General features: G+C 69.1%; 14 protein-coding genes. 13 read left to right on the plus strand and 1 reads right to left on the minus strand.

Features of this window, described 5'->3' with window-relative positions; genetic code table 11:
- Positions 1-68: 68 nt before the first annotated feature.
- Positions 69-830, plus strand: a complete 762-nt coding sequence (locus P3G67_RS28950; RefSeq protein ID WP_276096120.1) for a response regulator transcription factor — start codon at positions 69-71, stop codon at positions 828-830.
- A 93-nt stretch (positions 831-923) separates the two neighbouring features.
- Positions 924-1,589 carry a DUF4232 domain-containing protein gene (locus tag P3G67_RS28955; protein WP_276096121.1) on the plus strand — a complete coding sequence of 222 codons (666 nt, stop codon included), beginning with the start codon at positions 924-926 and terminating at the stop codon, positions 1,587-1,589.
- 39 nt (positions 1,590-1,628) lie between these two features.
- On the opposite strand, the gene P3G67_RS28960 is transcribed toward P3G67_RS28955, so the two are convergent.
- Positions 1,629-2,459 carry a C40 family peptidase gene (locus P3G67_RS28960; protein ID WP_276096122.1) on the minus strand — a complete coding sequence of 277 codons (831 nt, stop codon included), beginning with the start codon at positions 2,457-2,459 and terminating at the stop codon, positions 1,629-1,631.
- 546 nt (positions 2,460-3,005) lie between these two features.
- Here P3G67_RS28960 and P3G67_RS28965 point away from each other — a divergent pair.
- From P3G67_RS28965 to nuoK, 11 genes are all read left to right on the plus strand, one after another.
- Positions 3,006-3,365, plus strand: a complete 360-nt coding sequence (locus P3G67_RS28965; RefSeq protein WP_269853804.1) for an NADH-quinone oxidoreductase subunit A — start codon at positions 3,006-3,008, stop codon at positions 3,363-3,365.
- A gap of 52 nt (positions 3,366-3,417) precedes the next feature.
- Complete coding sequence (locus tag P3G67_RS28970) at positions 3,418-3,972, plus strand: NuoB/complex I 20 kDa subunit family protein (protein ID WP_269853803.1); 555 nt, start codon at positions 3,418-3,420, stop codon at positions 3,970-3,972.
- Positions 3,973-4,152: 180 nt separating this feature from the next.
- Positions 4,153-4,902 (plus strand): NADH-quinone oxidoreductase subunit C, encoded by a 750-nt coding sequence (locus tag P3G67_RS28975; RefSeq protein ID WP_269853802.1) that lies wholly within the window; start codon positions 4,153-4,155, stop codon positions 4,900-4,902.
- Positions 4,899-6,245, plus strand: coding sequence for an NADH-quinone oxidoreductase subunit D (locus tag P3G67_RS28980; RefSeq protein ID WP_269853801.1), 1,347 nt, complete (start codon positions 4,899-4,901; stop codon positions 6,243-6,245). The genes P3G67_RS28975 and P3G67_RS28980 overlap by 4 nt, the downstream gene beginning before the upstream one ends.
- 35 nt (positions 6,246-6,280) lie before the next feature.
- Positions 6,281-7,003 carry an NADH-quinone oxidoreductase subunit NuoE gene (gene nuoE / locus P3G67_RS28985; protein WP_276096156.1) on the plus strand — a complete coding sequence of 241 codons (723 nt, stop codon included), beginning with the start codon at positions 6,281-6,283 and terminating at the stop codon, positions 7,001-7,003.
- Positions 7,000-8,352: an NADH-quinone oxidoreductase subunit NuoF gene (gene nuoF, locus P3G67_RS28990; protein WP_269853800.1), complete on the plus strand. Its 1,353-nt coding sequence runs from the start codon at positions 7,000-7,002 to the stop codon at positions 8,350-8,352. The genes nuoE and nuoF overlap by 4 nt, the downstream gene beginning before the upstream one ends.
- Complete coding sequence (locus P3G67_RS28995; protein WP_276096123.1) at positions 8,349-10,841, plus strand: NADH-quinone oxidoreductase subunit G; 2,493 nt, start codon at positions 8,349-8,351, stop codon at positions 10,839-10,841. The genes nuoF and P3G67_RS28995 overlap by 4 nt, the downstream gene beginning before the upstream one ends.
- Entirely contained in the window at positions 10,841-12,226 is a 1,386-nt protein-coding gene (nuoH, locus tag P3G67_RS29000; protein ID WP_391858376.1) for an NADH-quinone oxidoreductase subunit NuoH, read from the plus strand. Before P3G67_RS28995 ends, nuoH begins: the two co-directional genes overlap by 1 nt.
- A complete protein-coding gene (gene nuoI, locus P3G67_RS29005) occupies positions 12,219-12,842 on the plus strand; it encodes an NADH-quinone oxidoreductase subunit NuoI (protein ID WP_269853798.1) in 624 nt (207 codons plus the stop codon). The genes nuoH and nuoI overlap by 8 nt, the downstream gene beginning before the upstream one ends.
- Positions 12,839-13,708: an NADH-quinone oxidoreductase subunit J gene (locus tag P3G67_RS29010; RefSeq protein ID WP_276096124.1), complete on the plus strand. Its 870-nt coding sequence runs from the start codon at positions 12,839-12,841 to the stop codon at positions 13,706-13,708. Before nuoI ends, P3G67_RS29010 begins: the two co-directional genes overlap by 4 nt.
- Positions 13,705-14,004, plus strand: coding sequence for an NADH-quinone oxidoreductase subunit NuoK (nuoK, locus tag P3G67_RS29015; RefSeq protein ID WP_269853796.1), 300 nt, complete (start codon positions 13,705-13,707; stop codon positions 14,002-14,004). The genes P3G67_RS29010 and nuoK overlap by 4 nt, the downstream gene beginning before the upstream one ends.
- Positions 14,005-14,014: the final 10 nt, after the last annotated feature.

A 14,014-nucleotide genomic window follows, 5' to 3' on the forward strand; every position in this document is an offset into this window, starting at 1 on the left:
GATTTACGTACCCCCTGGAGGGACCCCGCGCCGCTTTGTGCGGCCCCCAGCGATCGAAGGAGGCCCCGGTGACCTGTGTCCTCGTGGTTGACGACGAACCGGCGATCCGCCACGCCCTGGAACTCATCCTGCAGCGGCGCGGCTACGAGGTGCTGCTGGCGATGGACGGCGAGCAGGCCCTTCGGGCACTGGAGACGCACCGCCCGGACCTCGTGGTGCTGGATGTGCTGCTGCCGGGCACCGACGGCCTGACCGTCTGCCGCCGCCTGCGGGCGCGGGGCAACGAGGTGCCGGTGCTGATGCTCACCGCCCGGGACACCGTGGGCGACTGCGTCACGGGTCTGGAGGCCGGGGCCGACGACTACCTGACCAAGCCGTTCGTCAACGAGGAACTGCTCGCCCGGATCGCGGTACTGCTGCGCCGAGCCGCCGCGGCCCAGCAGGAGTCCGTGCTCACCTACGGCGGATTGCGGATGCACACTCCGTCGCGCACCGTAACCCGGGACGGGGCGGAACTCAGCCTGACGCGCACCGAGTTCGAGCTGCTGGAACTGTTCCTGTCGTATCCGCGCAAGCCGCTCGCCCGTGAGCAGATGCTCAGCGCGCTGTGGAGCGAGCATGACCGGCCGACCACCAACGCGCTGGACGTCTACGTGATGTACCTGCGCCGCAAGACCGAGGCGGGCGGCCGACCTCGGCTGATCCACACGGTGCGCGGGGTCGGCTACGTGCTCGACGTCAACGGTGGCGTGGCCATCACCCGTCCGGCGGGCCAGGCGCAGTGTCCCGAAGCCGGTCGGCTTCCGCTACAGGCGCGTAACAGCTACTGACTTATCCCTTTTCGGAGTGAGAGCGTCTAGGCATCGGTACGGGGTAGGTGCCGTTCAGGGACATGGGCTGCCAGACGTCCAGGAGGAGTAACGATGCGTTCCACGACCGCCCGTCGGCGGATACCCGCCGTCGCGACCCAGGCCGCCGTCCTCGCCGCCGTCGGCGCGCTCGCGCTCACGGCGTGCTCGTCGGGGAACGGTTCGGCCAACGCATCCATCGGCACCGGCAGTGGTTCGGCCAACGCCTCCAGCACCGGCGGTTCCGGCAGCAGCGCCACCGGTTCCGGTTCGTCCACGGCCCAGGGCACCCAGACCTCCGCGCAGGGCTCCGCCGGGGGGCACGCCTGCACGACCGGCCAGCTGAAGGCGGACCAGGAGAACCCGGACGTCGGCGCCGGCCAGTACTACTCCAAGATCGTCTTCACCAACGCCTCCGGCAGCACCTGCACGCTCACCGGCTTCCCGGGCGTCTCCTACGTGAAGCAGGGCGGCGTCCAGTCCGGCAACGCCGCGGTGCGCACCGGCGACCACGTCACGACGGTCACCCTGCGCGCGCACGGCGGCAAGGCGAGCGCGGTGCTGCACGACAGCAACGGCGTCGGCGGCTACGACCCCGGCCAGTGCCAGCTGTCTGCCGCCCAGGGCCTGCGGGTCTACCCCCCGAACCAGAAGGCGGCCCTGTTCATCCCCTGGCGGCACGACCACTGCGCGGGCCCGACCGTGCACTCCCTGACCATCGGCGCGATCACCGTGGGCTAGTCCAAGCCGTGTGCTGTGGTGGGTCCGCCGTCAGGAGGTTCAGGCGACGCGGACCGCGCCGGTCGGCTCGTCGTACGACAGCGGGTGCTCGACGACGCCGCTGCTCGGGTTCTGGGCGCCGATGAAGTTGCCGTTACCGACGTAGACGGCGACGTGGTAGGCGCTGCCCGCGCTGCCCCAGTAGAGGATGTCGCCGGGCTGGAGGTCGCTGAGGGAGACCTGGGTGCCCGCGGTCGACTGGTCCTGGGAGACGCGCGGCAGGTCGACGCCGATGGTGCGGAACGCGGCCTGGACCAGACCGGAGCAGTCGTAGGCGTTGGGGCCGGTGGAGCCCATCACGTACGCCTTGCCGAGCTGCGCCTGAAGGAAGCTCAGGACGCTGGAGATGCTGCCGCTGGTGGACGAGGCCACCGAAGACGAGGAGGAAACGGACGAACTGCCCGAGTCGGTGGAGAGCGGAGCACGCTGCGCGTCACGGGAAGCGGCCTGCTGGGCGGCCGCGTGCTCGGCGGCGGCCTTGGCCTCGGCGGCCTTCTGCTCGTCGGCTTCCTTGTGCTGCTTGGCGACCTGGGAGGCGGCGGAGACGGCCTGGTCCTGGGCGGCCTGGAGCTGGTACGTGATGACGGCCTGAGCGGTGGCGTCGGCGGCACGCAGCTGGGAGAGGTCGAGGGTCTGGGTGACCTCGTTGGGCGTCTGGTCGCTGGGGCTGCTGGCCTGCGCGGGGGAAGCGGCACCGGTGAGGGCGACGGCTCCGATCACACCACCGGCAACTCCGGCGCGTTTGACCCAGTTTGGCGGCGTATGTCGGGCGTGCCGACGGCTGCGTATGTGGGGATCGGACTGCGGGGCGCGGGTCTGCGTTGGGGACATGGCCAATATGGCTATCAGGAATTCCTGGGCGCGTACAAAAAACGTAAGGTACGCCACAGTTTCGCGAGCCCCGGTCGCAATGCCGGGCTTTGATCTTGCGTTGGGCTTTCTGGAGCCTTCGAGTCCGTTTGCGTGTACTCGCGTTCACAATCGCGCGAACCCCAAGTACGGCATGGTCAGCGCGGCGTGTCCCGGTTCACCCGGCGGCACGCCCGTCCCAACGGTCCTGTGTCGCTATACCACGTGCGGGTCGCCGGTCCAACTTTGCGTTGACGGCGGTGGCTTGATAATGCGACAGACCCGCGTGACCTGCGGTTACCCCGTCTCGCGTCACCATTGGTGATCATCTGAGTGCTTCCCGTACGAAGATCGACCCCTTCGCGGGCGTGTGATCCACTGTCAGGTGGTAGAGATCACAAAGCTGTTGGCGTACGCCGTGTCGCAGATCACAGACCGGCGGGCATAGGATGCAGGCGGTTCGGGCTTGTGAACTGCCTCACATAGGAACGATCTGTCAGTCAACGCCGACTGGAAGGAGCGAGGGCGGTGAACACCTACGTCCCCATCCTCGTGCTCGGAGCCCTGGCGGCGGGGTTCGCGATCTTCTCCGTGGACATGGCCCGACGTACCGGGCCGAAGAGGTACAACCGGGCGAAGCTGGACGCCTATGAGTGCGGTATCGAGCCGACACCGCAGCCGGCCGGAGGCGGGCGCTTCCCGATCAAGTACTACCTGACGGCGATGCTCTTCATCGTCTTCGACATCGAGATCGTCTTCCTCTACCCCTGGGCGGTCAGCTTCGACGCCCTCGGGCTGTTCGGACTCGTCGAAATGCTGCTGTTCGTCCTCACTGTCTTCGTCGCCTACGCCTATGTGTGGCGGCGCGGGGGCCTGGAGTGGGACTGAGCAACCGAGTCACAATGGATGAACCCGGGCATTTAGGACAGGGGCAAACGCTATGGGTATCGAGGAGAAGCTGCCGAGCGGCTTTCTGCTCACGACCGTCGAGCAAGCCGCGGGCTGGGTGCGCAAGGCGTCGGTCTTTCCGGCGACGTTCGGTCTGGCCTGCTGCGCCATCGAGATGATGACCACCGGCGCCGGTCGCTACGACATGGCCCGGTTCGGCATGGAGGTCTTCCGCGGCTCGCCCCGGCAGGCGGACCTGATGATCGTGGCCGGGCGGGTCAGCCAGAAGATGGCCCCGGTGCTGCGGCAGGTCTACGACCAGATGCCGAACCCCAAGTGGGTCATCTCCATGGGCGTGTGCGCCTCCAGCGGCGGGATGTTCAACAACTACGCCATCGTCCAGGGCGTCGACCACATCGTCCCCGTCGACATCTATCTGCCCGGCTGCCCCCCGCGGCCCGAGATGCTGCTCGACGCGATCATCAAGCTGCACCGCAAGATCCAGAACGAGAAGCTCGGCGTGAACCGCCAGGAAGACGAGCGCCTGGCGGAGGAAGCGGCCCTGAAGGCGGTCCCGACTATTGAAATGAAGGGGCTGCTCAGGTGAGCGACGCGCACGCGGCCGCCGGGCCGCAGACGATCAGGAAAGCCGCACTTCTGCGCCGCGTGGGCGGAGAAGCGAACGAGGTGGCACGGTGAGCGACGCGCACGCGGCCGCCGGGCCGCAGAGGATCAGGAAAGCCGCACTTCTGCGCCGCGTGGGCGGAGAAGCGAACGAGGTGGCACGGTGAGCGACTCCAATTCCCAGGACGCCAACGGCGTCAACCCCGACAAGGACGTCAACGCCACCAACCTGCCCGGTCAGCGCGGTGACCAGGGCGAGGCGGTCCGCGTCCAGCGCGGCATGTTCGGCGCCAACAACGGTGGGGATACGTCCGGTTACGGTGGGCTGGTGCGGCCGGTGCGGATGCCCGGCGCGTCGTCCCGGCCGTACGGCGGCTGGTTCGACGAGGTCGCCGACGAGCTGGAAGGCGCCCTGGAGGAACAGGGGCTGGTCCCGGAGAACGCGATCGAGAAGACGGTCGTGGACCGCGGCGAGATCACCTTCCACGTCGCACGCGAACACCTGCCCCGGGTGGCCAGGACCCTGCGTGACGACCCGGCACTGCGCTTCGAGCTGTGCACCGGGGTGAGCGGAGTCCACTTCCCCGGCGACAAGGGCCGGGAGCTGCACGCCGTCTACCACCTGCGGTCGATCACTCACAACCGGTTGATCAGGCTTGAGGTCAGCGCCCCGGACGCCGATCCGCACGTGCCGTCGATCGTCTCCGTCTATCCGACCAACGACTGGCACGAGCGCGAGACCTACGACTTCTTCGGCATCGTCTTCGACGATCATCCGGCGCTCACCCGGATCATGATGCCCGACGACTGGCAGGGCCATCCGCAGCGCAAGGACTACCCGCTCGGCGGCGTCCCCGTCGAGTACAAGGGCGCCCAGATCCCGGCTCCCGACCAGCGGAGGTCGTACTCGTGACCGCTTCGTATGAGCAACCGCACGCACCCCAGCAGGCCGAGGAACGCGTCACCACCGAGGGCCGGGTCTTCACCGTCACCGGCGGTGACTGGGACGAACTCGCTGAAACCGTGGGCAAGGCGGACGACGAGCACATCGTCGTCAACATGGGCCCCCAGCACCCGTCCACCCACGGCGTGCTCCGGCTGATCCTGGAGATCGAGGGCGAGACGGTCACCGAGGCCCGGTGCGGCATCGGCTATCTGCACACCGGCATCGAGAAGAACATGGAGTACCGGACGTGGACCCAGGGGTCGACGTTCGTGACCCGCATGGACTACCTCACGCCGCTGTTCAACGAGGCCGCCTACGCGCTCGCGGTGGAGAAGCTGCTGGGCATCACCGACCAGATCCCGGAGCGGGCCAGCGTCATCCGCGTGCTGATGATGGAGCTCAACCGGATCTCCTCGCACCTGGTCGCCATCGCCACCGGCGGCATGGAGCTGGGCGCCACCACGATCATGATCTACGGGTTCCGGGACCGCGAACTCATCCTGGACGCCTTCGAGTTGATCACCGGCCTGCGGATGAACCACGCCTACATCCGCCCCGGCGGCCTCGCCCAGGACCTGCCGCCCGGCGCCGTGGACCATGTACGCGAACTGGTGAAGAAGTTCCGCAAGAACCTCCCCGAGTACGACAAACTCGCCACCGGCAACCCGGTGTTCAAGGGCCGGATGCAGGACGTCGGCTACCTCGACCTGGCCGGGTGCATGGCGCTGGGCGCCACGGGACCGATCCTGCGCGCCGCCGGGCTCCCGCACGACCTGCGCAAGGCACAGCCGTACTGCGGCTACCAGGACTACGACTTCGACGTACCGACCGCTGACACCTGTGACTCCTACGGCCGGTTCCTGGTGCGGCTGGAGGAGATGCGGCAGTCGCTGCGGATCGTCGAACAGTGCCTGGACCGGCTGGAGCCGGGCCCGGTGATGGTCGCCGACAAGAAGATCGCCTGGCCCGCGCAACTCGCCCTCGGCCCGGACGGGCTGGGCAACTCGCTGGACCACATCAAGAAGATCATGGGCACCTCGATGGAGGCCCTGATCCACCACTTCAAGCTGGTCACCGAGGGTTTCCGGGTGCCGCCCGGCCAGGCGTACACGGCCGTGGAATCGGCCAAGGGCGAACTGGGCGTGCATGTCGTCAGCGACGGCGGCACCCGACCGCACCGGGTGCACTTCCGCGACCCGTCCTTCACCAACCTGCAAACCATGGCGGCGATGTGCGAGGGCGGCATGGTCGCCGATGTCATCGTCGCGGTGGCGTCCATCGACCCCGTCATGGGAGGCGTCGACCGGTGACAACCGAACCCCCGGTATCGCTCGGCATCCCCGAGATGCCGCCACCCGACTATCCGGCCGAGGTGCGTGCCAGGCTGGAGGCGGACGCACGGGAGGTGATCGCCCGCTACCCGGACACCCGCTCCGCGCTGCTGCCGCTGCTGCACCTGGTACAAGCCGAGGAGGGCTACGTCAGCCGCACCGGCGTCCGCTTCTGCGCGGAGCTGCTGGAACTGACCACCGCCGAGGTGACCGCCGTCTCCACCTTCTACTCCATGTACCGGCGCAAGCCCTCCGGGGAGTACCAGGTCGGGGTGTGCACCAACACGCTGTGCGCGGTGATGGGCGGTGACGCCATCTTCGAGGAGCTCCAGCGGCACCTCGGCATCGGCAACGACGAGACCACCGGGGACGGCAAGGTCACGTTGCAGCACATCGAGTGCAACGCGGCCTGCGACTACGCCCCGGTGGTGATGGTCAACTGGGAGTTCTTCGACAACCAGACCCCCGACTCGGCCAGGCGCCTGGTGGACGACCTGCGCGCCGGAAGGCCGGTCCGGCCGACCCGGGGCGCGCCGCTGTGCACCTTCCGGGAGACCGCGCGGATGCTCGCCGGCTTCCCCGACACCCGGCCGGGCGCGGTGGAGGCCACCGGCGGCGCCGGTCCCGCCACCCTGGTCGGGCTGCGGCTGGCCAAGGGCGAAACGGCCCCCGGGCGAATCGTCTCGCCACGCGAAGGCGGGATCTCGCCGTGCGAGGGCGGGGAGGGTGAGGAATGACCGTGGCAGCCGCCGTCAACGAGACCAGCCCGGAGAAGGTGCTCTCCCCGGTCCTCTCCGCGTTCTGGGACGAGCCCGAGTCCTGGACCCTGGAGACCTATCAACGCCATGACGGCTACCAGGGCCTGCGCAAGGCGCTCGCCATGGCACCCGACGACGTGATCGCACTGGTGAAGGACTCCGGCCTGCGCGGCCGGGGCGGCGCGGGCTTCCCGACCGGAATGAAGTGGCAGTTCATCCCGCAGGGTGACGGCAAACCGCACTACCTCGTGGTCAACGCCGACGAGTCCGAACCCGGTACGTGCAAGGACATCCCCCTGCTCTTCGCCAATCCGCACGCCCTCATCGAGGGCATCGTGATCGCCTGCCACGCCATCCGCTCCAACCACGCCTTCATCTACCTGCGCGGCGAGGTGGTCCCGGTGCTGCGGCGGCTGCACCACGCGGTCGCCGAGGCGTACGGCGCCGGATACCTCGGCCGTGACATCCAGGGCTCCGGCTTCGACCTGGAGCTGACCGTGCACGCTGGCGCGGGCGCCTACATCTGCGGTGAGGAGACGGCGCTGCTGGACTCCCTCGAAGGACGCCGCGGCCAGCCCCGGTTGCGTCCCCCCTTCCCAGCGGTCGCCGGTCTGTACGCGTGCCCCACTGTGGTGAACAACGTCGAATCCATCGCTTCGGTTCCCGCCATCCTCACCAGGGGTAAGGAATGGTTCCGGTCGATGGGCAGCGAGAAGTCCCCCGGCTTCACGCTGTACTCGCTCTCGGGCCATGTCGCCAACCCCGGCCAGTACGAGGGCCCGTTGGGCATCACGCTACGCCAACTCCTCGACATCAGCGGCGGGATGCGTCCCGGCCACCGGCTGAAGTTCTGGACGCCGGGCGGTTCCTCCACCCCGCTGCTCACCGACGAACACCTCGACGTACCACTGGACTACGAGGGCGTGGGCGCAGCCGGATCGATGCTCGGCACCAAGGCGCTCCAGTGCTTCGACGAGACCACCTGCGTGGTGCGGGCGGTCACCCGCTGGACCGAGTTCTACGCCCATGAGTCCTGCGGCAAGTGCACACCGTGCCGCGAGGGGACGTACTGGATGGTGCAGTTGCTCCGGGACCTCGAAGCGGGCAAGGGCCGCCCGGAGGACCTGGACAAGCTGCTGGACATCGCCGACAACGTCAACGGCAAGTCCTTCTGCGCGCTCGGCGACGGCGCCGCCAGCCCCATCTTCTCCTCGCTGAAGTACTTCCGCGATGAGTACGAGCGCCACATCACCGAGCAGGGCTGCCCCTTCGACCCGGCCCTGTCGACCGTGTGGGCGCACCAGCCGCACCTGGAGGTGAACGCGTGACACTCGCAACCGGCGCCCCCTCCGGAGGCGGAAAGGAAGCGGCGGTGCCGCCAGAAGACCTCGTGGCCGTCACCATCGACGGCATCGAGTTCTCGGTGCCCAAGGGCACCCTGGTGATCCGCGCCGCCGAGATGGTCGGCATCGAGATCCCTCGGTTCTGCGACCATCCGCTGCTCGACCCGGTCGGCGCCTGCCGCCAGTGCATCGTGGAGGTGGAGGGCCAGCGCAAGCCGATGGCGTCCTGCACCATCACCTGCACCGACGGCATGGTGGTCAGGACCCAACTCACCTCGCCGGTCGCCGAGAAGGCGCAGCGCGGTGTGATGGAACTGCTGCTGATCAACCACCCGTTGGACTGCCCGGTCTGCGACAAGGGCGGTGAGTGCCCGCTGCAGAACCAGGCGATGTCCACCGGCCAGGCCGACACCCGCTTCGAGGGCCGCAAGCGCACCTACGAGAAGCCGATCCCGATCTCCCCGCAGATCCTGCTGGACCGGGAGCGCTGTGTGCTGTGCGCACGGTGCACCCGGTTCTCCGAGCAGATCGCCGGAGACCCGATGATCGAGCTGCTGGAGCGCGGCGCGCTGGAGCAGGTGGGCATCGGCGAGGGCGAGCCGTTCGAGTCCTACTTCTCCGGCAACACCATCCAGATCTGCCCGGTGGGCGCGCTGACCTCGGCCGCGTACCGCTTCCGGTCCCGGCCGTTCGACCTGGTCTCCTCGCCGAGCGTGTGCGAGCACTGCGCGGGCGGCTGCGCCACCCGTACCGACCACCGGCGTGGCAGGACCATGCGGCGGCTGGCCGCCAACGACCCGGAGGTCAACGAGGAGTGGCTGTGCGACAAGGGCCGCTTCGCGTTCCGCTACGCCCAGCGCCCGGACCGGCTGACCCATCCGCTGGTCAGGGAGAACGGCGAACTGCGTCCGGCGAGTTGGCCCGAGGCGCTGGAGACCGCCGCCCGCGGACTGCTGGCGGCACGCGGCCGGACGGGTGTGCTGACCGGCGGCCGGTTGACCGTCGAGGACGCCTACGCGTACGCGAAGTTCGCCCGGGTCGTGCTGGGCACCAACGACGTGGACTTCCGGGCCCGGGTGCACAGCGCCGAGGAGGCCGACTTCCTGGCCGCCCGGGTGGCCGGACGCGGTCGCGACCTCGACGGCGACGGGGTCACGTACACCTCGCTGGAACAGGCTCCGGCCGTGCTGCTGGCCGGACTTGAGGCCGAGGAGGAGGCGCCCGGTGTCTTCCTGCGGCTGCGCAAGGCGCACCGCAAGCGTGGCCAGCGGACCTTCGGGATCGCCCCCTTCGCCACCCGGGGCCTGGTGAGGGCGGGCGGAACGCTCCTGCTGGCCGCCCCGGGCACCGAGCCCGAGTGGCTGGACGCGCTGGCCAGCGGGGTCGGTCTGGACGAGGACGGTGCGGCGGCGTCCGAGGCGCTGCGGCAGGACGGTGCGGTGATCCTGGTCGGTGAGCGGCTGGCCGGGGTGCCGGGCGCGCTGACCTCGGCCGCCCGGCTGGCCACGGCGACCGGCGCCCGGCTGGCCTGGATCCCGCGGCGGGCCGGTGAGCGCGGCGCGCTGGAGGCCGGTGCGCTGCCGGGGCTGCTGCCCGGCGGGCGGCCGTTGACCGATCCGCGGGCCCGTGAGGAGGTCGCGGCGCTGTGGGGAGTGGCCGAACTGCCGCACCGCTTCGGCCGGGACGCGGACCAGATCGTGGCCGCGGCGGCGGGCGGTGAGCTGTCCGCGCTGCTGGTGGCCGGGGTCGAGGTGGTGGACCTGCCGGATCCGGCCCGGGCCAGGGAGGCGCTGGACCAGGTCGGGTTCCTGGTCAGCCTGGAGCAGCGGCCGAGCGAGGTGACCCGGCGGGCCGATGTGGTCTTCCCGGTCGCGGCGGTGGAGGAGAAGGCCGGGACGTTCCTCGACTGGGAGGGCCGGGTCCGTCCGTTCGAGGCCGCTATCAAGCCGGATCAGGCGACCAGCCGGTACCGGCTCTCCGATGTGCGGGTGCTGCACATGATCGCGGACGCCATGTCCGGTGCGGCGGGTCTGGGCCTGCCCGATGTGCAGGCCGTGCGGCGTGAACTGCGCGGACTGGCCCCCTGGGACGGCGCGCGCCCCGCCGACCCGCTGGAGTCGTCGCGTCCGCTGGCCAGGCCGGGGGCGGGCGAGGCGGTGCTGGCCGGGCACCGGCTGCTGCTGGACCTGGGCCGGTTGCAGGAGGGCGACGACGCGCTGGCCGGTACCCGGCACGCGGCGGTCGCCCGGCTGTCCGCGGCCACCGCCGAGGAGGTCGGAGTCAAGGACGGCGCCGAGCTGACGGTGACCGGCCCGGCCGGGAGCGTGACGCTGCCGCTGCGGACGACCGCGATGCCGGACCGGGTGGTGTGGCTGCCGCTCAACTCCACGGGCTCCGGGGTGTACGACGAACTCGGTGTGCTGCCGGGCCGGTTGGTGTCGGTCGGCGCGGCCGTGCGGGAGGTGGCCAAGTGATCACTCCAGCGGTATCCGGACTGTCCGCCGTGCAGGGTCTCGCGGCGCAGAACCTGGGTGTCTTCGGCCGCGATCCATGGTGGCTGATCATCATCAAGGCGATCTTCTGCTTCGCCTTCGCGATGCTGACGGTGCTGTTCTCCATCGTCTGGGAGCGCAAGGTCGTCGCCTGGATGCAGTTGCGCATCGGCCCCAACCGGCACGGCCCCTGGGGGATGCTGCAGTCCCTCGCCGACGGTGTGAAGCTGATGCTCAAGGAGGACATCGTCGTCAAGGGCGCCGACAAGGTGGTGTACGTCCTGGCGCCCATCGTCGCGGCCATCCCGGCCTTCATGGCCTTCGCGGTCATCCCGTTCGGCCCGGCGGACAACGAGATCTCGATCTTCGGCACCCGTACCCCGATGCAGCTCACCGACCTGCCGGTGGCTGTGCTGTACGTCCTCGCCGTGGCGTCGGTGGGCATCTACGGCGTGGTGCTGGCGGGTTGGTCGTCGGGTTCGACGTATCCGTTGCTCGGCGGGCTGCGTTCGACAGCGCAGATGATCTCCTACGAGATCGCCATGGGCATCTCGTTCGCCGCGGTGTTCCTCTACTCGCACTCGATGTCGACCTCGCAGATCGTCGCCAGTCAACACGACAAGTGGTACGTGGTGTTGCTGCCGGTCTCGTTCATCGTCTACATCGTGGCGATGGTCGGTGAGACCAACCGGGCGCCGTTCGACCTGCCCGAGGCGGAGGGCGAACTGGTCGGCGGGTTCAACACCGAGTACTCGTCCATCAAGTTCGCGCTGTTCATGCTGGCCGAGTACGTCAACATGGTCACCGTCTCAGCCATCGCGACCACCCTGTTCCTCGGCGGCTGGCGGGCCCCCTGGCCGATCAGCACCTTCTGGGCGGGCGCGAACCACGGCTGGTGGCCGCTGCTGTGGATCACCATCAAGATCCAGCTGCTGCTGTTCTTCTTCATCTGGCTGCGCGGCACGCTGCCGCGAATGCGCTACGACCAGTTCATGAAGCTGGGCTGGAAGGTGCTGATCCCGGTCTCCATGGTCTGGCTGATGCTGGTCGCCACGGTGCGCGCGCTGCGCAACGAGAACTACGACTTCCAGCGGATCGTGCTGTACGTGGGCGGCGGGATCCTGGCGCTGCTGCTGCTCTCGCTGGTGGTCGACGTGCTGCGCGACCGCGGTCACAAGGCCGCCGCGGAGCCGGGCGCCCCCGGGGACCGGTTCGACCCGATGGCGGGCGGCTTCCCCGTACCGCCGCGGCCCGGGCAGGCCCTGCCGCCGGTACCGCGCCGAAGGCCGCGCGGTGAACGGCAGTTGGTCAACGCCACGGACACCGCCGATACGCCGGACAAGGAGCAGGAGGGCGGCAATGCCTGACCGCGAACCCCAGGACGAGGAGTCCCGTACCCGCTGGCAGAATCCCGTGGCCGGGTTCGGCGTGACCTTCAAGGCCATGTTCAAGAAGCGGCTGACCGAGCAGTACCCCGAGTACAAGAAGCCGGTCGCGCCCCGTTTCCACGGCCGCCATCAGCTCAACCGGCATCCGGACGGGCTGGAGAAGTGCATCGGCTGCGAGCTGTGCGCCTGGGCCTGTCCGGCCGACGCCATCTACGTCGAGGGCGCGGACAACACCGACGAGGAACGCTACTCGCCCGGTGAGCGCTACGGCCGCGTCTACCAGATCAACTACGCCCGCTGCATCCTGTGCGGCCTGTGCATCGAGGCCTGCCCCACCCGGGCACTGACCATGACCAACGAGTACGAACTCGCCGACCGCACCCGGGAGTCGCTCATCTACACCAAGGAGGAGCTGCTCGCGGGCCTCGACGAGTCGATGGTGGACACCCCGCACGCCATCTTCCCGGGCATGACCGAACAGGACTACTACCGCGGCCTGGTCACCGAGGCCGCGCCCGGCACGGCCCGGCAGGTCGCCGTCTCCAAGGGCGAACGGCCGGACGACGCCAGGAAGGCCGAGGAGGCCGACGCATGACGACATCCACCGGCGAGGCCGTCCAGTTCTGGTTGCTCGGAATCGTCGCGGTGCTCGGCGCGCTAGGCACAGTGGCGATGAAGAAGGCCGTGCACAGCGCGTTGTCGCTGGCGGGCACCATGATCATACTGGCCGTCTTCTACCTGGCGAACGGCGCGTACTTCCTGGGCGTCGTGCAGATCGTGGTCTACACCGGCGCGATCATGATGCTGTTCCTCTTCGTCGTCATGCTGGTCGGCATCACCGCCGCTGACTCCCTGCGGGAGACCATCAGGGGGCAGCGCTGGATGGCCGCGCTGGTCGGCATCGGCTTCGGCGTCCTGCTGATCGCAGGGCTCGGCAACGCCTCGGTGCACAGCTTCACCGGCCTGGGACAGGCCAACTCCGGTGGGAACGTGGAGGGCTTGGCGCGGCTGATCTTCACCACGTACGTGTGGGCCTTCGAGATCACCGGCGCGCTGCTGATCACCGCGGCCGTCGGTGCGATGGTGCTCACCCACCGGGAGCGCACCGAACGTGCCGCCACGCAGCGCGAGTTGGCCGAGCGGCGAGTGCGGGAGGGCGCCCAGGTGCCACCGCTGCCCGCGCCCGGCGTATATGCCCGGCACAACGCGGTGGACATCCCCGGGCTGCTGCCCGATGGCACACCCGCCGAGCTGTCCGTCAGCAAGACGCTGCGCGCCCGTGGCCAGATCCGGGACGTCAGCGGTGAGGCACTGGAGAGTCTCAGGGAGTTGGAGCAGCGCTCCGAGCGGCACGCCGAGGGCGAAGGGGAGTCGGGCCCCGCACCGGCGAACGGAGCGAACTCGGCGAACGGAGCGAACTCGGCGAACGGTGCGAACTCGGCGAACGGGGCGGCGAAGTGAACCCGATCAACTACCTTTACCTGTCTGCCCTGTTGTTCACCATCGGCGGAGCCGGCGTGCTGATCCGGCGGAACGCGATCATCGTCTTCATGTGCGTCGAGTTGATGCTCAACGCCTGCAACCTGGCCTTCGTCACCTTCGCCCGGCTGCACGGCAACCTCGACGGCCAGATCTTCGCGTTCTTCACCATGGTCGTCGCGGCCGCCGAGGTGGTGGTCGGCCTGGCGATCATCGTGACGTTCTTCCGCTCCCGCCACTCGGCCTCGGTCGACGACGCCAGCCTGATGAAGCTGTAGATAGGGGCAG

The sequence above is a fragment of the Streptomyces silvisoli genome (assembly GCF_029269905.1).
Taxonomy (GTDB): Bacteria; Actinomycetota; Actinomycetes; order Streptomycetales; family Streptomycetaceae; genus Streptantibioticus_A; species Streptantibioticus_A silvisoli_A.